Here is a 24,149-nt window from a genome sequence, read left to right on the forward strand (position 1 = left end):
CGGGTCCCGTACGTTCGAGTACTCGGACCACCGAGCCCTCACGAAGGAGAGCGCAGCATGCAGGACACGGGCACCGTCACGATGTACAGCACGACCTGGTGCGGCTACTGCCGTCGGCTGAAGACCCAGCTGGACCGGGAAGGCATCGCGTACAACGAGATCAACATCGAGCTCGACCCGGAGTCCGCCGCGTTCGTGGAGAAGGCCAACGGCGGCAACCAGACGGTTCCCACCGTGCTCGTGAAGTCCGCCGCGGGCAGTGAGTCCGTCATGACGAACCCGAGCCTGGCCCAGGTCAAGCAGGCCCTCGCCGTCTGACCGGACGCGAGGACCGGGCATGCCCGGAGCGCAGCGGAGGGCCCCCGCCGAGGCGGGGGCCCTCCGCTGTCATGAGGCCTGCCATGAGGCCTGTCACGAGGCCTGGAAGTGACGAAGGTTACGCGGCCGCCTTCGGCAGCGGCTCGCCGTACCAGAGCTCGACCAGCCGGGCGGCGATGGAGATGCCCGACGGGGGCAGCACCTCGCCCGACGCGAACGCCGCGCGCAGTTCCTCGCGGGAGAACCAGCGAGCCTCTTCGATCTCCTCGCCGTCCACCGTGATCTCCGAGGTGATGGCGCGGGCCGTGAAGCCCAGCATCAGGCTGTACGGGAAGGGCCAGGGCTGGCTGGCCACGTACTCGACCTCGCCGACCCGGACGCCGGCCTCCTCCCACACCTCGCGGATGACGGACTGCTCTATGGACTCGCCCGGCTCCACGAACCCCGCCAGCGTGGAGAAGCGGCCCTCCGGCCAGTGCACCTGGCGGCCCAGCAGCGCACGGTCGTGCTCGTCCGTGACCAGCATGATCACGGCCGGGTCGGTGCGCGGGTAGTGCTCGGCGCCGCAGCCCGGGCAGCGGCGGATGTGCCCGGCGGCCGCGACCACCGTGCGCTCGCCGCAGCGCGAGCAGAAGCGGTGCATCCGCTGCCAGTTCTCCAGCGCCACCGCGTGCACCATCAGCCCGGCGTCGCGCGGGGACAGCAGCAGTCCGGCCTCGCGCAGGCCGGCCGGACGGGCCGACTGGTCCATGCGGCCGGGCAGCGCGTCCTTCTGCAGCGCGAAGTACCGTACGCCGTCCTCGTCGGTGCCCAGGAAGTAGCGGTGCGTCTCGGTGACCGGGGCCTCGAAGGCCGGGGTCATCACGATGCCGGAACCGCCGTCGGGGGTGTCGTCGATCAGGACCTGGCCGCCGGAGACGACGAAGACGCGCGTCGTCGGGTGGCTCCAGGCCGCGGCCAGCCACGCCTCGTCGAGACGGTGGTGCGCGGCGCGGTCGATCCCGCTGGGCGCGGCGAGCGAAAGAGGGCGCTCGGCGAGAGGGCGCTCGGTATGGGTGCTCACAGGTACTTCCAACTCCCCCGGTGGTGGGACAGGCAGGCTCGGTACGGCAGGTGTGTGCGTCGGGTGTCAGGCGGTGGTTCGGTGGTGGGCGGCCAGGTCTCCCCAGAGGTACGCGGTCGTCTCGACGCCCTTGAGCAGGAGGTCCAGCTCGACCTTCTCGTTCGGTGAGTGCCAGCCGTCGGACGGTACCGAGATGCCGAGGAAGAGGACGGGCGCGTCCAGGACGTCCTGGAGGTCCGCGGCGGGGCCGGAGCCGCCCTCCCGCGTGAAGCGGATCTTCTCGCCGAAGGCACGGCCCATGGCCCGGACGACCGACTGCAGGGCCGGGTGGTCCAGCGGGGTCAGGCACGGGCGGGTCGGTGCGCCGAAGGTGATGGAGTGGCGGATCCCGTCCGGGATGCCGGCCGCGACCCAGTCCCTGACGGCCGCCTCGACCTCGTACGGGTCCTGCCCGGACACCAGGCGGAACGACAGCTTCAGGTGGGCGGAGGCGGGCACGATGGTCTTGCCGCCGGGTCCCTGGTAGCCGCCGCCGATGCCGTTGACCTCGGCCGTGGGGCGGGCCCAGACGCGCTCCAGGGTGGAGTACCCGGCCTCGCCCGCGGCCGCGTGGGACTTGGCCGTACGCAGCCACTCGGACTCGTCGAAGGGCAGCTCGGCGATGAGTGCGCGCTCCGCGTCCGTCAGCTCGGCGATGTTGTCGTAGAAGCCGGGGATCGTGACCCGCCCGTCGGCGTCGTGCAGGGCCGCGACCAGGCGGGCGGCGACGGTGGCCGGATTGGGCACGGCCCCGCCGAAGGCGCCGGAGTGGATGTCCTGGTCCGGGCCGTGGAAGTCGATCTCGCAGTCGGCGACGCCGCGCATGCCGGTGCAGACGGTGGGGGTGGTCTCGGACCACATGCCGGTGTCGGAGACGATCACGACGTCGGCGGCGAGTTCGGCGGCGCGGGCCTCGACGAGGGCGCGGAAGTTCGGGGAGCCGGACTCCTCCTCGCCCTCGATGAGGAGCTTGAGGTGCACGGCGGGAGCGGCGGCGCCGGTGGCCGCCAGGTGCGCCCGTACCCCGAGGGTGTGGAAGAAGACCTGCCCCTTGTCGTCGGCGGCGCCGCGCGCGTACATGCGGCCGCCCTGGACCACCGGCTCGAACGGGTCGGTGTGCCAGCCGTCGGCGAGGGCGGCGGGCTGCACGTCGTGGTGCCCGTACACGAGGACGGTCGGGGCGTGCGGGTCCTCGCTCGGCCAGTGCGCGAAGACGGCGGGCGCGCCGGGGGTCTCCCACACCTCGGCGACCGGGAAGCCGGTCTCCTTGAGCTTCGCCGCGAGCCATTCGGCGCTGCGGCGTACGTCGCCCGCGTGCTCGGGCTGGGCCGAGACGGAGGGAATGCGGAGCCACTCGGCGAGGTCGTCGAGGAAGGCGGCGCGGTGGGTGTCGATGTACGTGCGGACGACGCTGTCCGGCGGGGTGTCGCTCATGCCCACGAGCCTAGCTGTCCGCCTGATGGTCACCGTCCGGGTCCGATCCGCCTTGGAGGATCCGCTCAAGGCGGGCCCGGTCCGGGAGGTTGCGGGGGCGGATCACACGGCCGCTGCGGACGTGCAGGAAGGCGGCGGAGACCCGGTCGAGCGGGGTGTTCGTGGCCTCGGCCCAGGCCACGCGGTAGACGGCGAGCTGGAGGGGGTCGGCCTCGGTGGTGCGGCCGGTCTTCCAGTCGACGATCTCGTACGAGCCGTCCGGGTTGCGGTAGACGGCGTCGATCCGGCCGCGCACGACCCGGCCGGCGAGGGTGAGCTGGACCGGGGCCTCCATGCGGTGGGGGGGCCGGTCCGCGTACGGGCTGCGCTCGAAGGCGGCCTTGAGGGAGTCGAGGTCGGCCTCGTCGGCGATCTCCTGGTCGGAGCCGGCGCCGGGGAGGTCGGCGACCGGGTCGAGGACGTCGAGGAACGGCAGCGGCAGCTCGTCGAACCGGGACTCGACCCAGGCGTGGAACCGGGTGCCCTGGCGGGCGGCGGGCTGGGGGGGCCGCGGCATGGGGCGGGCGAGGTCGCGCACGAAGCCCTGCTCGTCGGCGGCGAGCCGGAGCAGCTGGCTGGCGGACAGGGCGGAGGGCAGCTCGACGTCACGGACGGCTGCGCGGGCACGGCGGAGCTCGCCCTCCAGGGCGTCGAGATCGCGGTCCCAGGAGGCGACGGCGCGGGCCTCTTCGGGAACGAGGTCGCCGCCGTGCCTCCCGGCGGGGTCGACGGGGTGGGTGGGGTCGGCGGGGGCGGCGGGCACTGCCGTGCCGGGCCGCCTTCCGGCAACGGGACGTACCGCGGGCGGGGCCGCCTCGGCCGCCCAGAGATCCTCGTCCGGCGCGGCGGGGGTGGCCGGCGCGGGTTCGTCCCCCACCCCGCCCCTTCCCGAAACCGGGGCGCTGCCCCGGACCCCGTGGGGAGCCCGCGCGGCGACGTCGCCCCCGGGCAGGGCCTCGGCCCGGACCTCGGCCGCCCAGGGGTCGTCGAAGTCCGGCCCGGCGGGGCGCCGGGTTCCCGGGGCTGCCCAGGCTTCGCCCGCCCAGGGGTCGTCGGGCGGCTCGGCGGCGACGGTAGGGGCGGATTCGTCCCCCACCCCACCCCTTACCGGAACCGGGGCGCTGCCCCGGACCCCGTGGCGAGCCGGCGCGGCCGCGCCGTCCTCCGGCCGGGGGACGGGCCAGGGCTCGGCTGCCCAGGGATCGTCGAAGTCCGGCTCGGCGGTGCCGGCCGCCTCGGCCGGGCGCTGCGCGGGCGTCTGCGGCAGCAGAGCGTCGCCGGGCCGGGCCGGGGCTCCGGGCTCCGTCGTCGCCGGAGGCGTACCGGCGCCGTCGGCCGGGGGGGCCGGGGGCCAGGTGCCGTCGGCGGGGTCCGGTTCCCAGGGGTCTTCGTCCGTCCACGGCTCTTCGCAGTCCGGGGGCCAGAGGTACGCGTCCTCCTCCGGGGGCGGGGCCGCGAGGTAGGACTCCACCAGGGCGGCGGCCGCGCGGCGCAGGGTGAGGGAGTACGGGTCGAGCGGGAGGGGCCAGGAGTGGTCCGGGGCGGATTCGCCGGACAGCGCCGGGTTCTCGGCGGTGGGGTCGGGCTCGTCCGCCCATGCCTCGATCTCGCCGAAGCCGGCCGCGCAGTGCTCGTACAGGGCTTCCAGGAACGGTGACGGGCCGCGGCGCCTCTTCTGGCTCGGGCCCCACCAGTGGCCCGAGGCCAGCAGCAGGGAGCGCGGCCGGGTGAAGGTCACGTAGCCGAGGCGGAGCTCCTCCACCGACTTGTGGTCCTTGAGCGCGGTCTTGAAGGCCTTCAGACCCGCCGAGGTCCAGGCCGGGTCCCCGGGCAGGGTGGGGGCGTCGCCGCGCAGCGCGTACGGGAGCACCTTCGCGTACGAGGTCCAGGCCTCCGGCGGCTTCTCCTTCGGGAAGGCGCCGGCGCACAGGTCCGGGACCACCACCACGTCCCACTCCAGCCCCTTGGACTTGTGGGCGGTGAGCACCTTGACCGTGTTCTCGCCGCCGGGCAGCGCGTGGTCCAGGCCCTTCTCGTACTGGGCGGCCGTGCGCAGGAACGCCAGGAAGGCCAGCAGCGTGGCCTCGCCGTCCAGGGCGGCGAAACCGGCCGCCACGTCCATGAAGTTCGACAGGGTCTCGCGGCGGCGGGCCGCCAGCGCGTGCGGGGAGGCCGACAGCTCCACCTCCAGGCCGGTGGCGGTCAGCACCCGGTGCAGGACGTCCATCAGCGGGTCGGCGAGGGAGCGCCGCAGGTCGCGCAGTTCCTGGGCGAGGTGCGCGAAGCGGATCCGGGCCTCCGCCGAGAAGGGGAGGTCGTCCGGGGCCTGTCCGGCGCCGTCGAGGAAGGTCTCCAGGGCGTCGGCCAGCGAGACGATCTCCGCCGGGTCCACGCCCTCCACGGCCGCCGCGAGCCGTTCGTCCGGGTCGGACCCGGCGGGCGCCCGGCTCACCAGCAGCCGCGCCCGGCGGCCCAGCAGGGCCAGGTCGCGTGCGCCGATCCGCCAGCGCGGGCCGATCAGGAGCCGGACCAGGGAGGCGTTGGCGCCGGGGTCCTGGAGGACCTCGCAGACGGCGACGAGGTCGGCGACCTCGGGCAGGTGCAGCAGCCCGGAGAGGCCGACGACCTCGACGGGCACGTCCCGGTCCACCAGCACGGCCTGGATCTGCGCGAAGTCCCCGGCAGAGCGGCACAGTACGGCGATCTCGCGGGGCTCCGTCCCGGTGCGGACCAGGTGGGCGACGGAGTCGGCGAGCCAGTCGAGCTCCTGCGCGTGGGTCTCCAGCAGGGCGCAGCGGACCTGCCCGGCGGCCTCCGCCCCCGGCGCCGGGCGCAGCGCCTCCACGCCCTCGTGCATGGCGCGCAGCGGGGCGGCCAGTCCGTTGGCGAGGTCCAGCAGGCGGCCGCCGCTGCGCCGGTTCTCGCTGAGGGACAGCCGGGTGGCGGGGCTTCCGTCGGCGTGCGGGAAGTGCTCCGGGAAGTCGTCGAGGTTGGCGACGGAGGCCCCGCGCCAGCCGTAGATGGCCTGGCAGGGGTCGCCGACCGCGGTCACCGCGTGGCCGGAGCCCGCGCCGAAGAGGCCGGACAGCAGCAGCCGCTGTGCGACGGAGGTGTCCTGGTACTCGTCGAGCAGGACCACCCGGAACTCCTCGCGCAGCAGCGCCCCCACCTCGGGGCGGGTCGTGGCGAGCTGGGCGGAGAGGGCTATCTGGTCGCTGAAGTCGAAGAGGTCGCGGGAGCGTTTGGCGGCGCGGTAGCGGACGACCAGTTCCAGCAGTTCGAGGCGGCCGCGCACGGCCTCCGGGACCTTGCGGAGGTCCTCGTTGGTGAGCTTGGTGCCGGCGAGCGCATCCAGCAGGTCGGTGTCGTACAGGCGCAGCCGCTCGGGCTCGACCAGGTGCTCGGAGAGTTCCCCGTCGAGCGCGAGGAGGTCTCCGACCAGGTCGGGGACCGATTTGGTGAGCGAGGGGTACGGGCCTGGGGCCTCGCGCAGCACTTTCGCGGCGAGCTGGAAGCGGGTGGCGTCGGCGAGCAGCCGGGAGCTGGGCTCCAGGCCGATGCGCAGGCCGTGGTCCTTCAGGAGCTGTCCGGCGAAGGCGTGGTAGGTGGAGATGCGGGGCTCGCCGCCGGCCGCGTCCGCGTCGGCCGGGGAGGGGTCCGGGTCGGTGATGCCGGCCCGCGCGAGGGCCTTGCGTACGCGCTCGGACAGTTCACCGGCGGCCTTGTTGGTGAAGGTCAGCCCGAGCACCTGCTCGGGCGCGACCGCACCCGTTCCGACGAGCCACACGACGCGGGCGGCCATGACGGTGGTCTTGCCGGAGCCGGCGCCCGCGACGACGACCTGCGGGGCGGGCGGGGCGGTGACACAGGCCATCTGCTCGGGCGTGAAAGGGATCCCGAGGAGCTCCTTGAGCTGCTCGGGGTCGGAGAGGGCGGGCGGACGCGCGGGCACGTAAAAAGGCTAGCCGCCCCCACCGACAGCCCTGACCGCCGAGCGTCGGGCACCGGCGGTCGGCCGTCTGCCGCCGGGCTCACTCGACGGTCTGGCGGCCCTCCGGGCGGGCGCTGCACGAGCTGCGGAAGGAGCAGTGGTCGCAGTGGCGGCCCGCGGCGGGTGCGAACCGCTCGTCCAGGACCCGGCCCGCGGCGGTGGCCAGCAGGTCGCCGACCCACTCCCCGTCGAGCGGCTGCTGGGCCTGCACCTTGGGCACCGCGTCGCCGCCCTCGCGGATCGCGGCGCCCTGGCGGAGCTGGACGAGCTCGGCACCGCCGGGCTCGGGGCGCAGGCCGTCGAAGACCTCGTCGACGGCTCCTTCGCGCACGGCGAGCTGGTAGACGGCGAGCTGGGGGTGGCGGGCCACCTCGTCCTTGGTGGGCGCGGACTTGCCGGTCTTGAAGTCGACGACGTACGCACGCCCCTGCGGGTCCGATTCGACCCGGTCCATGGAACCGCGGATGCGGACGGCGACCTCACCGGCTTCGAGTGTGACGTCGAACTCGTGCTCCGTGGCCACGGCCTCGCGGCCGCCGCGGTCGGTGGTGTGCCAGCGCAGGAAGCGCTCCAGCGCGGCGCGGGCGTTGTCCTTCTCCTGGCGGGACTTCCAGGGGGCGTCGAAGGCGAGGGCGTCCCACACCGAGTCGAGGCGTTCCATGAGGACGGCCAGGTCGGCGGGGGTACGGCCGGAGGCGACCTCGTCGGCGAGGACGTGGACGACGTTGCCGAAGCCCTGGGCTGCGGTGGAGGGGGTGTCGGCCTTGACCTCGCGGCCGAGGAACCACTGGAGGGAGCAGGTGTTGGCGAGCTGTTCCAGGGCGCTGCCGGACAGGGCGACGGGCCGGTCCCGGTCGCGAAGGGGGACGCTGCTGCGGGTGGGCTCGTACAGGCCCCACCAGCGCTGCGGGTGTGCGGCGGGGACCAGGGGGCGGTCCTCGTCGTCGGTGAGCGCGGCGAGGCGGGCGAGGCGGCGGGCGGCCGCGTCGCGCAGGGCGGGCGAGGCGTCGGGGTCGACGGTGGTGGCGCGCAGCTCGGCGACGAGCGCGGCGACGGCGAGGGGGCGGCGGGGGCGGCCGGTGACGTCGCGCGGGGGGACGCCGAGCTCGGTGAGGAAGCGGGAGGGCTGGTCACCGTCGTCGGCGGGGGCCTTGACGGCGGTGACGACCAGGCGGTCCCGGGCGCGGGTGGCGGCGACGTAGAAGAGCCGGCGCTCCTCGGCGAGCAGGGCGCCGGGGGTGAGGGGCTCGGCGAGGCCGTCGCGGCCGATGCGGTCGGCCTCCAGGAGGGAGCCGCGGCGGCGGAGGTCGGGCCACAGGCCCTCCTGGACGCCGGCGACGACGACGAGGGACCACTCCAGGCCCTTGGAGCGGTGGGCCGTCATCAGCCGGACGGCGTCGGAGCGGGTGGCGCGGGCCGTCAGCGTGTCGGCGGCGATGTCCTCCGCCTCCAGTTGTTCGAGGAAGTTGAGCGCGCCGCGGCCGCCGGTGCGTTCCTCGGCGCGGGCGGCGGTGTCGAAGAGGGCGCAGACCGCGTCGAGGTCGCGGTCGGCGTTGCGGCCGGCCGTGCCACCGCGGCGGGCCTGGCGTTCCAGCCGGTCGGGCCAGGGGGTGCCGTCCCAGAGGACCCAGAGGGCCTCCTCGGCGGTGCCGCCGCCCTGGAGCAGCTCACGGGCCTTGCGCAGGAGCAGGCCGAGGCGTTGCGCGCCGCGGGCGTAGGCGGGGTCGTGCGCGGTGAGCCGCTCGGGCTCGGCGAGGGCGCGGGCGAGCAGTACGTCGGAGGGCGCGGGCACCTTGACGCCTGCGGCGCGCTCCTCGTCACGCAGGGCGCGGCCGAGGCGCCGCAGGTCGGCGGCGTCCATCCCGCCGAGGGGGGAGGCGAGCAGGGTGAGGGCGGCCTCGACGGTGACGCCTCCGGCCGCGCCGCCTCCGGCGGGGTCGACGAAGCCCCCGGGGGCCGCCACAGGGCCGGGCTCGACGGCGTCGGGTTCGCCTCCTGCGGGGTCCGCGGGGTCCGGTCCCGGGCCCGCTGCGACGGCGTCGGGCTCGCCTCCGGCGGGGAAGGTGTCCCGCCCACCCGCCCCGACACTGCGAGCGATCCCGCCCGGGAACCCGCCTCCGGCGTGGTCGCCAGGTCCCGGCTCGGCCTGTCCCTGCGGGTCGCCCGGGGCCGGCTCGGCAAGGGCCGGATCGGCGGAAGCCGGCTCGCCTGGGGCCGGCTTGCCCGGGGCCGGGTCGGCGGAAGCCGGATCGGCAGAGGCCAGCTCGCCCGGGGCCGGGTCGGCGGAAGCCGGATCGGCAGACGCCGAATCGGCAGAGGCCGGGGCGGCGGAGGCCGGATCGGCGGAAGCCGGGGCGGCGGAGGCCGGATCGGCAGAAGCCGGATCGGCAGAGGCCGGCTCGCCAGAGGCCGGATCGGCAGAAGCCGGATCGCCAAAGGCCTGGTCGGCAGAGGCCGGGGCGGCGGAAGCCGGGGCGGCAGAGGCCGAATCGGCAGACGCCTGGTCGGCAGAGGCCGGCTCGCCAAAGGCCGGGTCGGCGGAAGCCGGATCGGCAGAGGCCTGGTCGGCGGAGGCCGGGGCGGCCTGGTTCTGGGGACCGGGCTCGGCGGACGGCGATGCGTCGGCGGAGCCGGTGTCGGCCCGGGGGCGTCGCCCCGGGCCCGGCTCGCCCACGGCGTCGGGCGCCGTCGGGCCGCCGACGGAGTCGGCGTGCGGCCCGGGGGCCGCTCCGGGCTCGACCGCGTCAGCACGGTCCCGCGACGCGTCGGCGGAGCCGGTAGGGGCTTCGGGGCTGTGCTCCGGGGCGGGCTCGACGGCTTCGGGGGCTGCGCCCGTAAGGTCCGCGCCCGGTTCGGCGGCGGTGGCCGAGACGCGGAGGGCCGTCAGGAGGGGGGAGACCGCCGGTTCGTGGCGCAGGGGGGTGTCCGCGCCGTCCGTCTCGACCGGGACTCCCGCCGAGATCAGGGCGCGGCGCATCGCCGGGAGGGTGCGGCCGCCCGCGCGGACCAGGACGGCCATGTCCTGCCAGGGCACCCCGTCCTCCAGGTGGGCCCGCCGCAGGATGTCGGCGATGTTGTCCAGCTCGGCACCCGCCGTCGGGTACGTGAAGACCTCCACCCGCCCGCCCTCCCGCACCGGCGCGAGATTCCGGTGGGCGCGGACCGCCTCGGCCGGCAGTCGCGGGACCGGCATCCGGGTGGTGAGCAGCCGGGTGGCCGCCAGCAGGGCCGCGCCGGAGCGGCGGCCGACCGTGAGGGCCTTGACCCGCGCGCCGGGGAAGGCCGACTCGAAGTCCAGGACGTTGTTGATGTCGGCGCCGCGGAAGGCGTAGATCGACTGGTCGGGATCGCCGAAGGCGACCAGCGTGCCGCCCGGGCCGGTCAGGGCGCGCAGCAGCCGCAGCTGCGAGGCGTCCGTGTCCTGGTACTCGTCGACGAAGATCACGTCGTAGGCGGTGGCGAGGGACGGCGTGCGTTCCGCGAGGAGCACCGCCCGGTGCAGGAGCTCCGCGTAGTCCAGCGTGCCCTGCAGGTCGAGGACGTCGAGGTACTCGGAGAGGAAGGCCGCCGCCGCCTTCCAGTCCGGGCGGCCGATGCGGTCGGCGAACGAGGAGAGGGCCTGCGGGCCGAGGCCCAGTTCGCGGGCGCGGGCGAGCACCGCCCGCACCTCGTCGGCGAAACCGCGCGTGGTCAGCGCGGCCCGCAGGTCGTCCGGCCAGCGGATGGAGCGGATCCGGCGCTGGCCCTCCAGGAGGGTGCGGACCATCACGTCCTGCTCGGGGCCGGACAGCAGCCGCAGCGGGTCGGCGAAGAGGTCGGTGTCCTGGTGGGCGCGGACGAGTCCGTAGCAGAAGGAGTGGAAGGTGGTGGCCTGCGGAGCGCGGGCGCCGCCGAGGCGCAGGGCGGCCCGGTCGCGCAGCTCCACCGCCGCCTTGCGGCTGAAGGTGAGGATGAGGATCCGGGCGGGGTCGGTGCCCGCTTCCACCCGGGCGGTGACCGCTTCGACCAGCGTCGTCGTCTTCCCGGTGCCCGGTCCGGCGAGGACCAGCAGTGGTCCGCCGGTGTGGTCAACCACCGACCGCTGCGCTGCGTCCAGCACAGGGGGATCCACCCGTTCCGGCCCGGTGCGCACGAGGCGGTACGCGTCGGGGGTCCGCGTACGCCGCCGTTCGGTGCGGTCGGAGGAAGAGGTGATCACGTGGGGTGCCGGTCCTGGTGGGTCTGCGGAGTGTGGCGGTGTTGCCGTGACGGCTCGCGCGGAAGCCGCCGCGGAAGCCGAAGAGGCAACGCTACGGCAACCGGCCGACGCCGCGCAGTCCCCCCGGGTACCCCGGACGGGCGTTCGGGCCGTCGCCCGATCGCCCGTCCGGGCCGCGCATGGCCGAAGCTGTCAGGTGTGAGCCTCGTCGCGTGTGCCGTCCTGTCCGGGGGACCCGTCCCAGCGCGCCCGGCGCATGTCCAGCCGCGGCTCGCCGCCCGCCGTCAGGCGCAGCGGGGTGGCCTCGGTCCGGTAGTGCTCCAGGGCGCGCACCTCGTGGCCGGGCAGCGGCAGGCCGTCCGCCCGCACCACGCGCCACCAGGGCACGGCTCCCCCGTACAGGGCCATGACACGCCCGACCTGGCGCGGTCCTCCCTGGCCGAGCCACTCGGCGACGTCCCCGTACGTCATCACCCGGCCGGGCGGAATACGCTCGGCCACCTCCAGTACGCGCTCCGCGTACGCGGGCAGCTCCTCACTCATTCAGCACATGGTGCAGTACGTCGGCCGCGCTCCGGCGGAGGTCTCGCTTCCGCACCGGCGCGCACCCTGATGCCCCGCTGGCCCGTCGGTCCGTGCCACCATCTTCCGGGCGGTGACTGGTGATACGTGATCAAGAAGAGACGGACGTGACGACGAAGGAGCAGGGTGTGAGCCCTCCGGACGGCGCGGCGACCGACGACGGCGCACGCCCTGACGACGGCCGCGCCGCCCGCCCCGAACCCGTCCCCGAGCCCCGTCCGGAGCCTCCGCGCCCCGGCGGCCGGACCGACCGCACGGGCAAGGCCGAGGCAGCCGGTGCAGCCCAGGCCGAGGGGACCAAGGCCGGTGCAGCCCAGGCCGAGGGGACCAAGGCCGGCGAAGCCGAGGCCGAGGCGGTCGATGCCAAGGCCGCCAGGGCCCGGGCCAGGGCCGGCGGGGCCACCGCGACCGGCGCGGGCCCGCACGGTCACGCCACCACGGACGCCGACCGGGTCGAGGTCGACGAACCGCTGCTCGCCGCCCGCGTGCACCGGCCGTCCGACCTCGTACGCCTGCTCGTCGGCATCCTCGGTATCGCCGTCCTCCTCGGCATCGCCGCCTTCGCCCACGGCACCACCGTGGGTCTGGAGGAGGACATCAGCAAGGGCACCGGCCAGGCGCCCGCCCTGCTGATCAAGGTCGCCGCGCTGGTGTCCAGCATCGCGGTGCTGCTGCTGCCCGTCGCCTTCGCCATCGAGCGGCTGATCAAACGCGACGGGCTGCGCATCGCCGACGGCGTGCTCGCGGCCGTCCTCGCGCACGGCGTCACCCTCGCCACCGATCTGTGGGTCTCGCAGGCCGCCCCCGAGACCATCCAGGACGCCCTCACCCGCCCCGCGGCCGGCGGGACGCTGACCGACCCGGTCCACGGCTACCTCGCGCCCGTCATCGCGTACATGACGGCGGTCGGGATGACCCGCAGACCCCACTGGCGGGTCGCCCTGTGGGTGGTCCTGCTGCTCAACGCCCTGGCCATGCTGGTCAACGGGTACACCACCCCCTTCTCGATCATCCTCACCGTGCTGATCGGCTGGAGCGTCGCCTACGGCACCCTGTACGCCGTCGGCTCGCCCAACGTGCGCCCCACCGGGCAGCACCTCCTCGCAGGACTGCGCCGGGTCGGCTTCCAGCCGGTCAGCGCGATGCGCGCGGAGATGCCCGAGGGCCCCGAGCCCTCCGAGGCCAACGACCGGGGCCGCCGCTACCACGTGACCCTGGAGGACGGGCCGCCGCTCGACGTCACGATCGTCGACCGTGAGCAGCAGGCCCACGGCTTCTTCTACCGGGTCTGGCGCCGGCTCACCCTGCGCGGCATCACCACCGGGCGCAGCCTGCAGTCGCTGCGCCAGGCGCTGGAGCAGGAGGCGCTCCTCGCGTACGCGGCCATCGCGGCGGGGGCGAACGCGCCGAAGCTGATCGCCACCTCCGAGCTCGGTCCGGACGCGGTGATGCTCGTGTACGAGCACCTGGACGTCCGGGCCCTCGACGCGCTCGCCGACGAGGAGATCACCGACGAGCTGATCCACCACACGTGGAAGCAGGTACGGGCCCTCCAGTCGCGGCGGATCGCACACCGCCGGCTCACCGGCGACGCCCTTGTGGTGGATCGTTCCGGCAACGTCATCCTGACCGACCTGCGCGGCGGCGAGATCGCCGCCGGCGACCTGGTGCTCCGGATGGACATCGCCCAGCTGCTGACCACGCTCGGCCTGCGGGTCGGCGCCGAGCGCGCGGTGGCCTCGGCCGTGTCGGTACTCGGCCCGGACGCGGTGGCGGACTGCCTTCCGCTGCTCCAGCCGATCGCGCTGAGCCGTTCCACCCGGGCGACGCTGCGCAAGCTGGCCCGGGAGCGGGCGGAGCGGCAGCGGGAGGCCGTACTGGAGTCCTCGCGGGCGGCGAAGGCGGCGCGCGAGGCGGAGTCCGCGGCCTCCGCAACCCCGGTCTCCGCCTCGGCCGCCGCCGACCGCAAGGCCGAGAAGAAGGCCCTGGAGGATGCGCTGGACGGGGCCCGTGAGGAGGATCTGCTGACCCAGATCCGCCACCAGGTGCTGCTGATCCGGCCGCAGGCGCCGGTGGAGCCGGCCCGGCTGGAGCGGATCCGGCCGCGCACGCTGGTCTCGTTCATCGCGGGCGCGTTCGGTGCGTACTTCCTGCTCACGCAGCTCGCCCACGTGGACTTCGCCACCATCATCGCCGAGGCGCAGTGGGGCTGGGTCGGGGCGGCGCTCGCCTTCTCGGCGCTGACGTACTTCGCGGCGGCGATGAGCCTGCTGGGCTTCGTGCCCGAGCGGGTGTCGTTCCTGCGGACGGTGGTCGCGCAGGTGGCCGGGTCGTTCGTGAAGCTGGTGGCCCCGGCGGCCGTCGGCGGTGTCGCGCTGAACACGCGGTTCCTGCAGCGGGCGGGGGTCCGGCCGGGGCTGGCGGTCGCGAGCGTGGGCGCCTCCCAGCTGTTCGGGCTGGCCAGCCACATCGTGCTGCTGCTGTCCTTCGGCTATCTGACCGGGACCGAGAAGACCCCGGAGATGACCCCGTCCCGGGCGGTCATCGCGGGTCTGCTGACGGTGGCCGTCCTGGTGCTGGTGGTGACGGCCGTCCCGTTCATGCGGAAGTTCGTGGTGACGCGGGTCCGGGCGCTGTTCGCGGGCGTGGTCCCGCGCATGCTGGACGTGCTCCAGCGGCCGAAGAAGCTGGTGACCGGCATCGGCGGGATGCTGCTGCTGACGGGCTGCTTCGTGATGTGCCTCGATGCGTCGATCCGTGCGTTCGGGGGCGGCGAGGCCATCAGCTACGCGAGCATCGCGGTGGTGTTCCTGGCGGGCAACGCGCTGGGGTCGGCGGCGCCGACGCCGGGCGGTATGGGCGCGGTGGAGACCACGCTGACCCTCGGACTGATCGCGGCGGGCCTGGAGAAGGAGGTCGCGATCTCGGCGGTGCTGCTGTTCCGCCTGATGACCTTCTGGCTGCCGGTGCTGCCGGGGTGGATCTCGTTCAACTTCCTGACCCGCAAGGAAGCCATCTAGCCTCCGGCTCGGGTCGGCGGATCAGGCCTCGGCTCCGACTCCGGCTCCGGCCGGCGGCTGGACGATCCGGCCGGCGGGGGCGATGTCCGAGGCGGGTGGCAGCATGCGTCCATGAGCGAAGACCTGCACAGCCGTTGCCCGTTCGACGATCCGGCCGCGGTGCTGCGCGCGGACCGGGCGGCCCTGCGGGGCGCGTCCGCCGGTGAAGGGGGCATCGGGCGGGAGGTGTTCACGCAGGCCGAGGCCGTCTTCGGGCAGGCCGGCGTGGGGCGGGCGGAGTTCGCCTCCTGGCTGCACTTCGCCGCGACCGTGCTCGGGCACCACGACTACGCCGCCCGCGTCGCCGAGGCCGAACCGGGGCTGCCCTGGCGGACGGTGTGGGCCTGGTGGCGGCCCGTCGGCGCCTACGTGGCCGAGCCGAACCTCAGCGGGGACCGCACCGCCGAGGTGTACGACCTCGACGGGGGCGCGGCCGCGAAGGTGTGGGCCCTGTGGTGCGAGGACGCCTGGTTCGACCTGGACACGGGGCGCCGGCTGCCCGCTCCGGCCGGCGGCGGGGCCGTCGAACGGAAGACGGAGGAGCCGGACGGCCCTTGGCTGTTCGACCCGGAGGACGAGGGCTGGGCCTTGCACTGCCCCGGCACCTGGGAGGAGCCGGTCGTGCTCGGCGGTGGCCGCTACCTGTACGCGGAGGATCGCGGGGTCGTGGTGGTGGAGGAGAACGCCGCGGCGCTCGCCGACTGGCCCCGGGGCGGCGCCGACACCTCCTCCTGGGAATCCGCCGAGGACGCACCGTGGTTCCGCGCGGGCACGCGCGGCTCCGGTCCGCTCACCGCGGCCGGACTCGCCCGGACCTTCGGCGACGCATGGGTCACCCGCGTCCCCGGCGACGAGCTCCCGGACGCGCTGGAGCACCCGGCCACCCGGGAGTTCCTGAGCGGCATCGGGCTGCCGCGCCACTGGGCCGCGGGCGTCAGCTCGTTCGCGGTCGCCCCGGAGTTGCTGCGGCCGCTGACCGCGGCGGCCCCGGAGGCGGGCGACGAGGACCTCCTGCACCTCGGGACCTTCGACTTCGGGTACACGGACCCGGGCCTGGTGGGCGTCCACCGCGTCACCGGGGCGGTGCACATGTACCAGGAGTCGGTCATCCCGCTGGCCCGGGACGTGGCGTCCTTCACCGGGTTCCTCGACGGCGTACGCCGGTACATGGGCGCCTGCTGGTCCCCGTACCCGGCCGAGGACGGCACCGGCGCCTTCCTCCAGGCGATGGAGGCCCTGGATCCCGGGGCGCTGGCCGGCGGCTCGCCCTCCGCCGAGACCTGGGAGCACCTGTTCGCCGCGATCACGGAGCTCAGCGTGTACGGCTACTGACCTGCGGGCGGGCGGCCACGCCCCCCGTTCGGGTCAGCGCACGGGCGGGGTCGGGACGGGGCCCACAGGATGGGGACATGCCGACACACGCCTGGCGGGTCACCGCCGCCGCCACGCTCACCGCCGGGCTGCTCGCCACGGCCGCCTGTTCCGGGGACGGCGACGGGAAGAAGACGACGGCCGACGGCTCCCCGGAGGTCAAGCCCCTGAAATGGGGCGACTGCGAGGCCCCGACCGCCGCCCAGGGCGGTGGTCAGGCCCCGCCCAAGGACTGGCAGTGCGCCACCCTCGACGTCCCGCTCGACTACGCGAAGCCCGAGGGCAAGACGATCCCGATCGCCCTGATCCGGGCCAAGGCGCGGGACCAGAAGAACCGGCTGGGCTCGCTGGTCTTCAACTTCGGCGGCCCCGGAGGTTCCGGTATCAGCACGCTGCCGGGCTCCGCGAAGGAGTACGAGGCCCTGCGTGCCCGGTACGACCTGGTGAGCTTCGATCCGCGCGGGGTGGGCGGCAGCGATCCGGTCCTGTGCCAGAACGACAAGCAGCTCGACCAGTACTTCGCCGAGGACTCCTCCCCCGAGACCCCGGAGGAGGAGAAGGCCTTCATCGAGAACATCCGGAAGTACCAGGAGGCCTGCAAGAAGAACTCGTCCGAGCTGCTCCCCCACGTCGGCACGGAGAACGCCGCCCGCGACCTGGACCGCATCCGCCAGGCCCTCGGCGACGAGAAGCTGAACTATTTCGGCATCTCCTACGGCACCGAGCTCGGCGGGGTCTACGCCCACCTCTTCCCCAAGAACGTCGGCCGGGCCGTCTTCGACGCCGTCGTCGACCCGACCAAGACCGCCGAGGGGAGCGCCCTGGGCCAGGCCAAGGGCTTCCAGCTCGCGCTCGGCAACTTCGCGCAGGACTGCGTGGACCGCGGTGACGAGTGCCGGCTCCAGGGCAGCACGCCCCAGGAGATCGAGGCCAACATCATCAAGCTGCAGAAGGCGCTGGCCGCCAAGCCCATCCCGGGCATCGCGGGCAGGATGCTCACCGAGACCCAGGCGACCAACGGCATCGCGCAGGCCCTGTACTCGAAGGAGCTGTGGCCGCTGCTGGAACAGGGCCTCGACGAGGCGGAGGGCGGCCAGGGGCAACTGCTGATGGCCCTGTCCGACGCGCTCAACGGCCGTGACCAGCAAGGGCGTTACAGCAACATCGGCGCGGCCAACACCGCCATCAACTGCGTGGACGACAAGGACCGCTACACCCTGGAGCAGACGAAGGCCAAGCTCGCGGAGTTCCGCGCCGCCTCACCCGTCTTCGGAGACCTCCTCGGCTGGGCCATGATGTCGTGCACCGGCTGGCCGGTCCCCGGCACCTGGGAGACCCCCGACGTCTCGGCTCCGGGCTCCGACCCGATCCTGGTGATCGGCAACACCGGCGACCCGGCCACCCCGTACGAGGGCGCCCGCAACATGGTGGAGCGGCTCGGCCCGGGCGTGGGTGTGGAGCTCACCTACAAGGGCGAGGGGCACGGCGCGTACAACAGCGGCGACCCGTGCGTGCAGAAGGCGGTCGACACCTATCTGCTGGACGGGAAGACGCCCGCCTCGGGCACCGTCTGCACCGCGGCCCCGAACCCGACGCCGCCGCCCGAGGCGCCGGAGTCGTCGGCCGCCTGATCCGGTCCGCAGGACGGGACGCCGAAGGGGCCGTACCCCGCGAGCGGGGTACGGCCCCTTCGGGCGACTGCTGGTGGACCGGCCCGGTGGACCGGCCTAGTAGACCGGCTTCTCGGGCTCGATCTGGTGGACCCAGCCGATGACGCCGCCGCCGACGTGCACCGCGTCCGCGAAGCCGGCGGACTTCAGGACCGCGAGGACTTCCGCACTGCGGACACCCGTCTTGCAGTGCAGGACGATCCGCTTGTCCTGCGGCAGGTCCTGGAGGGCGGTGCCCATCAGGAACTCGCCCTTGGGGATCAGCTTCGCGCCGGGGATCGAGACGATCTCGTACTCGTTCTTCTCACGGACGTCGATGATCTCGATGGGCTCGTCGGTGTCGATCCACTCCTTGAGCTGCTTCGGAGTGATCGTCGAACCGGCGGCGGCCTCCTGGGCCTCCTCCGACACGACGCCGCAGAAGGCCTCGTAGTCGATGAGCTCGGTGACGGTCGCGTTCGGACCGCAGACGGCGCAGTCGGGGTCCTTGCGGACCTTGACCTGGCGGTACTGCATCTCCAGGGCGTCGTAGATCATCAGGCGGCCGACCAGCGGCTCGCCGACGCCCGTGAGGACCTTGATGGCCTCGGTGACCTGGATCGACCCGATGGACGCGCAGAGCACGCCCAGCACGCCGCCCTCGGCGCAGCTCGGGACCATGCCCGGCGGCGGGGGCTCCGGGTAGAGGCAGCGGTAGCACGGGCCGTGCTCGGACCAGAAGACGGAGGCCTGGCCGTCGAAGCGGTAGATCGAGCCCCACACGTACGGCTTGTTCAGCAGCACGCAGGCGTCGTTGACCAGGTAGCGCGTGGCGAAGTTGTCCGTGCCGTCGACGATGAGGTCGTACTGGCTGAAGATCTCCATCACGTTCTCGGCTTCGAGCCGCTCTTCGTGAAGGACCACGTTCACGTACGGGTTGATGCCCAGCACGCTGTCGCGGGCCGACTCGGCCTTGGAACGGCCGATGTCCGCCTGGCTGTGGATGATCTGGCGCTGCAGGTTCGACTCGTCGACCTCGTCGAACTCCACGATGCCCAGCGTGCCGACACCGGCCGCGGCGAGGTACATGAGGGCGGGCGAACCGAGACCGCCGGCACCCACGGCCAGCACCTTGGCGTTCTTCAGGCGCTTCTGGCCGTCCATCCCGACATCCGGGATGATCAGGTGCCGCGAATACCGACGGACCTCGTCAACGGTGAGCTCAGCTGCTGGCTCGACCAGCGGTGGCAGCGACACGGGCACTCCGAAGATGGGAGCATCCCCGCAGGTGCAGGGAGCAAACTGATGGTTGTTCTCCCAGTAACACTGCCACGCCCGTCTTCATTCCAAGACACCTGTCCCGATCCTTGAGACGATTTCGTCCCAGTACGCGGGCATCGAAGCCCACGGGTCGCTGCCGCGCGTCCCGAGCCGGTCGGTGAACCAGATCGTGCCCGCCCCCTGCCAACGGGCGATCCGCATGGCCTCCTCCAGATGCGCGCGCGGCACCCCGTGGACGAGGTGGCAGAACCGCTCCGCCGGATGGTCCGCGGTCCACTCGGCCACCTGCGACCAGCGGTAGTCGGACCAGGCCCCAGAGAAGGTGACCAGCTGGTCGGCGGCCTCCGCATAGCCCTCGTACGGGTGCGTGCCGTGCCCGAGCACGATCCGCAGGTCCTCGCCGAGGCCCCGCAGGCAGTCCACGACCCGGCTCACCGAGGCCAGTTCCGCCTTGCCGGCCGGCGCCCCGGCCAGGTAGAAACCGCCGACCCCGTACCAGTCGCGGAAGCGGTGGGCGTCGGAGACCAGCTCCCCGAAGGACCGCGATCCGTCCCGCATCGCGAGATGGCCGAGGATCATGCCGCCCGCGCGGCGCAGCTTCGCGGCCGCTTCCGTGCAGTGCGGATCGGGCCGCCCGCCCGGGCCGTCCGCGATGTTGAGCACGGCCCAGTGCAGCGGGGTACCGGGGCGGGTCAGCTCGGCCCACTCGACGGGGGCGAGGAGCGGGTGCGCGTAGCCGGGGATGCCGAGGCCGAGGCGGCCGGCCTCGGTCGCGGCGGCGGTCATGGCCCCGGGCGGCGTCGTCAGATGCGGCACGCCGCCTCCATCCAGATGTCCGCGAGGGATTCCTCCAGGTTGATCCGGGGCCGCCAGCCGAGCCGGTCCCGGGCGGTACGGACATCCGCCTGCTGCCAGGCTCCGCAGCCGTCCGGGTAGGGGTACGGCTGGGGGGCCGCGGCGGCCATCTGTTCGGCGGTGGCCTCGGAGCGCGGGGAGCCGATGGTGGCCAGTCCGGCCGGGCGGCCGGGGTGCCCGTGCGTCTGCTGGGGCCCGCCGTGCGGGACGTCCAGCTCGTGCAGGGCGCCCCCGTACCCGGCGACCCGGGCCAGCACCGCGGCCGCGTCGCGCAGCCGGACCGCACGTCCGGTGCCGATGTTGACCACGCCCTGGGCGGCGGACAGCGAGGCGGCGTGCACGGCCCGCGCCACGTCCCGTACGTCGACGAAGTCGCGCTGCACGCCGAGCCCGCTGAGCTTCAGCTCGCCGTCGCCCGCCTGCATCGCGCGGCGCATGGCCTCGGCGAGCCGGCCGAGGGGGGATCCGGCGGGGGTGCCGGGGCCGACGGGCGAGAAGATCCGCAGCACGACGGCGTCCAGCCCGGAGCCCAGGACCAGCTCGGTGGCGGCCAGTTTGCTCACCCCGTACGGCCCACCCGGTCTCGGCACGGCGTCCTCGGCCGTGGACGATCCGGGCTGACTGGGCCCGTACTCGGCGGCGCAGCCGAGCTGCACGAGGCGTGCCCCGCAGCCGCTGCGGCGCAGCGACTCGCAGATCGTCGCGACGGCGACGGTGTTGTGCCGGGTGAGTTCCCGGGCCCCGCCCCGGGTGGCTCCGGCGCAGTTGATGACGACGCCCGGGTGGACGGCGTCGAGGAAGCGGGTGAGCGCGCCGGGGCTGCCGGTGGCGAGGTCGAAGCGGACGTCGGCGTCGTCGCCGCGGCCGAGCGCGGTGAGCTGGACGGCGGGGTCGGCGAGCAGCCGGTCGGCGACGTAGCGGCCGAGGTATCCGTTGGCTCCGATCAGCAGCACCCTCATCGCGTGACCCCTTGGTTGGTTGGCTGGCCGGTCATGTCTGTTTCTCCTTGCGGACGGATGGACGGATGGGTGGGGCGGGGTACGGGTAAAGCGCCTCGGCGTCGGCTCCGAAGGTCTGCGGACGTCCCGGGGACGTCAGGGCCGCGCATGCGCGGAGGCGCGGGCCAGGGCGAGCACGGCGTGTACGAGGAGGCCGGCCGCGGCGGCAGGGGCCGCCGCGGGGACGGGGACCAGGGCGAGGGCGAGGGCCGCGCCGACGGGTGCGCGGTGGGCCCCGTGCCGCAGCAGGAGCCGGGTCAGGAAGAGCAGCAGCGCGAGGGGCACGGCCACCGGGAGCGGCGTTCCGGCGACCACGGCGGCCGCGGCGGCGGCCCCGGTGAACAGGGCGACGGCCGCCAGCAGCAGCGGACGCGCCCGGTCGGCGAAGTCCTCCAGGGCGCGGCTCCCGTCGAGCCGGGCCCGCGCGCCGGCGGCGAAGGCGACGGCGGCCAGGTGCCCGGGGACGACGGCCAGCGCGAGGCCGACGGCGAGGGCGGTGCCGTGCCGGTGCACGGCCCATCCGGCGACGGCCGCGGCCAGCACGTGCGCCACGTAGGGGAACCGGCCCCCGGCGGCCCGTCCGGGCCACACCAGGGCGGCGGCGACGGCGGCCACGGCGGCGGCCCCGGCCCACGCCTGCCCGGCGGCGGCCGCGGCGCAGGCGAGGGCGCCGGGCAGCAGCGCGTAGCCGAAGCCGCGGAAGGCGGTGGGGCCGGCCGGGACCAGGGCGGGCGCGGCGGCGGTGACCTCCTCGTGGGGGCTGCGCGCGTACAGCTCCTCGGCGAGCGAGAAGACGTCCCGGTGCCGGAACCGCGCGGCGGTGCGGTCGGTGATGCCGTGGGCTTCCAGCCCGGCGGCGATCTCCAGCGGGTCCACGGCGCGTTCGCACAACTCCCGGTGCCGGTGCAGCAGCGCCTTGACGGGATCCCCGCCGGCCCGCCGCCGCACCGGCCGCGCCGCCGGTCCCGCCTCACGCGGGGCCCCTTCAGCCTCGCGCTGGGCCCCTTCAGCGTCGCCCGGGGCTAATCCAGCCTCGCGCTGGGCTAATCCAGCCTCGTGCTGGGCAGCTCCAGCGTCGCCCGGGGCCGATCCAGCCTCGCGCTGGGCAGCTCCAGCGTCGCCCCGGGCCGATCCAGCCTCGCGCTGGGCACCTCCAGCCTCGCCCCGGGCCGATCCAGCCTCGCGCTGGGCACCTCCAGCCTCGCCCCGGGCCATTCCAGCCTCGCCGGCGTTTGAGGCGCGGGGGTCCGGGGGCAGCGCCCCCGGCAACGGCGCCGCGCCGGACCGTGCACCGGAGGGCGGCATCACATCTGCGGCGCCGCTGCCGGGGCTCCGCCCCGGACCCCGCGCCTCAAACGCCGGCGAGGCTGAAATAGCCGCGGCCGGGCCTGAATTGGCCGGCGTCGCCGAAAGTGCCCCCGCCGGGGCCGAATTGGGCAGCGCCGCTGAAATGGGCGCCGGCGCCGCTGGAATGGGCGGGGCCGTGACTTGGGGGTCGGCGGGGGTCATACGGCGGCCTCCGGGGACGGTTCCGGGGCGGGAGCCCAGGTCGGGCTGGTCCAGTGGCCCGGCACCCGCGCCTCCGGGGGCCTGGCGAAGGGGATCTCGCCGTCCGGCCGCGCGGAGCCCTTGGCCAGCAGCCGCAGGTAGATCTCCTGGAAGGCGGCCACGTTCTGCTCGACGGTGAAGAGCTCCAGGGCCCGCGCCCGGGCGGCGGCGCCGAGCCGCTGCGCCCGCTCGGGGTCGTGCAGCAGGGACAGGCAGGCCTCGGCGAGCGCCCGGGGGTTGCGCGGCGGGACGACGAGCCCGGTGCCCCCGATGACCTCGCAGACCGCGCCCACGTCGGTGGATACGGTCGCGCGCCCGCAGAGCATCGCCTCGGCGAGCGTGACCGGGAAGCCCTCGATCACGGAGGACAGGACGACGACGCGCCCGGCGCCGTACGCCTCGGCCTTGGTGGGGGCGTCGGGTCCGCCGATCTCCTCGAAGGTGACCGGGTTCTCCCCGACCGTGACCGAGTCGGCGGCCTCGTCGGGGAAGAGCTGGGCGGCCAGGGAGCGGCAGTCGGCGAGGTAGCCGGGGGTCATGGCCGTGGCGAAGATCCGCAGCCGGGTGCCGGGCGCGGCCCGGCGGACCTCGGCGAAGGCGTGCAGCAGGGCGATGAGGTCCTTGGCGGGCTCTATCCGGCCGACCCACACCAGGGTGTCGGGGTCCCCACGGTCCGGGGCCTCGCCGACGGTGGCGAATCGGTCCGCCTCCATCCCGGGATAGACGGTCCGCAGCCGTTCCCGGGTGGCCCCGCACCGTTCCTGCCAGCGCCGGGCGTGCGCGTTCCCGGGGGTCAGGAAGTCGGCCCGGGCGTAGATCTCGGTGGCCAGCCGCAGTTGGAAGGCCGCGAGCAGGGCCCGTACGGCGGGGCGGGTCTCCGGCTCGCCGCGGGTGCCGAGCCGGGACAGGTAGTGGGCTCGGAGCTGGACCCCGTACTCGGTGACCAGCAGCGGGACCCCGAAGAAGCGTTTGGCCAGGAGTCCGGGGAGCGCGGCCACGCCTCCCGCGGCCGCGTGGCAGATGTCGGCCTCGCCGAGACTGCCCTCGGCCCGGGCGTTCTCCCCGTACCAGTCCAGGGACAACGGCCGCAGCATGACTTCGAGTTCGTCCACGAACTCCAGCAGGTCGGCCACCTGCGCGGTCTGTACGGTGCGGGCGGCGCCCGGCGCCCGGCAGGCGGACTCCAGGGCCCGCACCGCGGACTCGGAGCGCAGGGCCGCGTACATCCCGCCCTGTTCGCGGGCGAGTCCGGCGAGCCCGTACAGCCCGGCCGCGAAGGGCTCCGCCTCGCCGGCGCAGATCCCGTGGACCAGCTGCCTGAAGCAGTCCGTGAACCGCCGGCGCTCCCGCCGGGAGTAGGTCCGCCCGTCGTCGGCGGGGGCCCACAGGGGGGCCGTCCGGACCCGGGTGACGTGCTCGGGCAGTGGTACCCGGGCGCGTTCCTGCTCGGCGCTGCGGCTCAGTGCGTAGATCTCGAACTCGTGCTGCGGGAGCCCGCGCACGAGCCGGTCGCACCACAGCCTGGCCTCTCCCGTCGCATACGGATAACCACCTTCCGTGAGCAGTCCGATCCGCACGAGTGGCACCCCCGATCTCCCGTTCAGGCGGTCGCCGTTCGGTCAGGCGACCCGCCGCGGGAGAACTCAAGCGGATATGCCGAAGGCGCGACGGACGGTTGTCCGTCGCGCCACCGGAAGGGGTGAAGAGTCGTAACTTTCCCGTAC

At 74.5% G+C, this 24,149-nt stretch carries 15 protein-coding genes; 5 read left to right on the forward strand and 10 right to left on the reverse strand.

Features of this window, described 5'->3' with window-relative positions; all coding sequences use genetic code 11:
* Window positions 1-57 precede the first annotated feature (57 nt).
* Entirely contained in the window at window positions 58-318 is a 261-nt protein-coding gene (locus KO717_RS12740; RefSeq protein ID WP_030011087.1) for a mycoredoxin, read from the forward strand.
* A 118-nt stretch (window positions 319-436) separates the two neighbouring features.
* On the opposite strand, the gene nudC is transcribed toward KO717_RS12740, so the two are convergent.
* From nudC to KO717_RS12765, 5 genes are all read right to left on the reverse strand, one after another.
* Complete coding sequence (nudC, locus tag KO717_RS12745; RefSeq protein ID WP_301366598.1) at window positions 437-1,393, reverse strand: NAD(+) diphosphatase; 957 nt, start codon at window positions 1,391-1,393, stop codon at window positions 437-439.
* Between the two features lie 54 nt (window positions 1,394-1,447).
* Window positions 1,448-2,854: a dipeptidase gene (locus tag KO717_RS12750; protein WP_301366599.1), complete on the reverse strand. Its 1,407-nt coding sequence runs from the start codon at window positions 2,852-2,854 to the stop codon at window positions 1,448-1,450.
* Between the two features lie 10 nt (window positions 2,855-2,864).
* Window positions 2,865-6,845 (reverse strand): UvrD-helicase domain-containing protein, encoded by a 3,981-nt coding sequence (locus KO717_RS12755; RefSeq protein ID WP_301366600.1) that lies wholly within the window; start codon window positions 6,843-6,845, stop codon window positions 2,865-2,867.
* Window positions 6,846-6,924: 79 nt separating this feature from the next.
* A complete protein-coding gene (locus tag KO717_RS12760; RefSeq protein ID WP_437184636.1) occupies window positions 6,925-11,016 on the reverse strand; it encodes a UvrD-helicase domain-containing protein in 4,092 nt (1,363 codons plus the stop codon).
* 258 nt (window positions 11,017-11,274) lie between these two features.
* Window positions 11,275-11,625 (reverse strand): MGMT family protein, encoded by a 351-nt coding sequence (locus KO717_RS12765; protein WP_301366603.1) that lies wholly within the window; start codon window positions 11,623-11,625, stop codon window positions 11,275-11,277.
* 146 nt (window positions 11,626-11,771) lie between these two features.
* On the opposite strand from KO717_RS12765, the gene KO717_RS12770 reads away from it, so the two are divergent.
* From KO717_RS12770 to KO717_RS12780, 3 genes are all read left to right on the forward strand, one after another.
* On the forward strand, window positions 11,772-14,684 hold the full coding sequence (locus KO717_RS12770; protein ID WP_301366604.1) for a lysylphosphatidylglycerol synthase transmembrane domain-containing protein: 2,913 nt from the start codon (window positions 11,772-11,774) through the stop codon (window positions 14,682-14,684).
* 111 nt (window positions 14,685-14,795) lie between these two features.
* On the forward strand, window positions 14,796-16,055 hold the full coding sequence (locus tag KO717_RS12775; RefSeq protein WP_301366606.1) for an SUKH-4 family immunity protein: 1,260 nt from the start codon (window positions 14,796-14,798) through the stop codon (window positions 16,053-16,055).
* A gap of 77 nt (window positions 16,056-16,132) precedes the next feature.
* Window positions 16,133-17,725, forward strand: a complete 1,593-nt coding sequence (locus tag KO717_RS12780; RefSeq protein ID WP_301366608.1) for an alpha/beta hydrolase — start codon at window positions 16,133-16,135, stop codon at window positions 17,723-17,725.
* A gap of 96 nt (window positions 17,726-17,821) precedes the next feature.
* Here KO717_RS12780 and moeZ read toward each other — a convergent pair whose 3' ends face one another.
* From moeZ to KO717_RS12800, 4 genes are all read right to left on the reverse strand, one after another.
* Window positions 17,822-19,000 (reverse strand): adenylyltransferase/sulfurtransferase MoeZ, encoded by a 1,179-nt coding sequence (moeZ, locus tag KO717_RS12785; protein WP_301366610.1) that lies wholly within the window; start codon window positions 18,998-19,000, stop codon window positions 17,822-17,824.
* An 84-nt stretch (window positions 19,001-19,084) separates the two neighbouring features.
* The gene (locus KO717_RS12790) at window positions 19,085-19,840 is read right to left on the reverse strand and encodes a spherulation-specific family 4 protein (protein ID WP_301366612.1); all 756 of its coding nucleotides are present in this window, start codon (window positions 19,838-19,840) and stop codon (window positions 19,085-19,087) included.
* Window positions 19,828-20,838: an NAD-dependent epimerase/dehydratase gene (locus tag KO717_RS12795; protein ID WP_109781260.1), complete on the reverse strand. Its 1,011-nt coding sequence runs from the start codon at window positions 20,836-20,838 to the stop codon at window positions 19,828-19,830. The genes KO717_RS12790 and KO717_RS12795 overlap by 13 nt, the downstream gene beginning before the upstream one ends.
* Window positions 20,839-20,973: 135 nt before the next feature.
* Window positions 20,974-21,825, reverse strand: a complete 852-nt coding sequence (locus KO717_RS12800) for a hypothetical protein (protein WP_301366614.1) — start codon at window positions 21,823-21,825, stop codon at window positions 20,974-20,976.
* Between the two features lie 108 nt (window positions 21,826-21,933).
* Between KO717_RS12800 and KO717_RS37340 the strand changes: the two genes are divergently transcribed.
* Complete coding sequence (locus KO717_RS37340) at window positions 21,934-22,113, forward strand: hypothetical protein (RefSeq protein ID WP_367401521.1); 180 nt, start codon at window positions 21,934-21,936, stop codon at window positions 22,111-22,113.
* Between the two features lie 269 nt (window positions 22,114-22,382).
* Here the strand turns inward: KO717_RS37340 and KO717_RS12805 are convergent, their stop codons facing one another.
* The gene (locus KO717_RS12805) at window positions 22,383-24,002 is read right to left on the reverse strand and encodes a DUF3492 domain-containing protein (RefSeq protein ID WP_301366616.1); all 1,620 of its coding nucleotides are present in this window, start codon (window positions 24,000-24,002) and stop codon (window positions 22,383-22,385) included.
* Between the last annotated feature and the right edge of the window lie 147 nt (window positions 24,003-24,149).

The sequence above is a fragment of the Streptomyces xanthophaeus genome (genome assembly GCF_030440515.1).
Lineage (GTDB): Bacteria > Actinomycetota > Actinomycetes > Streptomycetales > Streptomycetaceae > Streptomyces > Streptomyces kutzneri.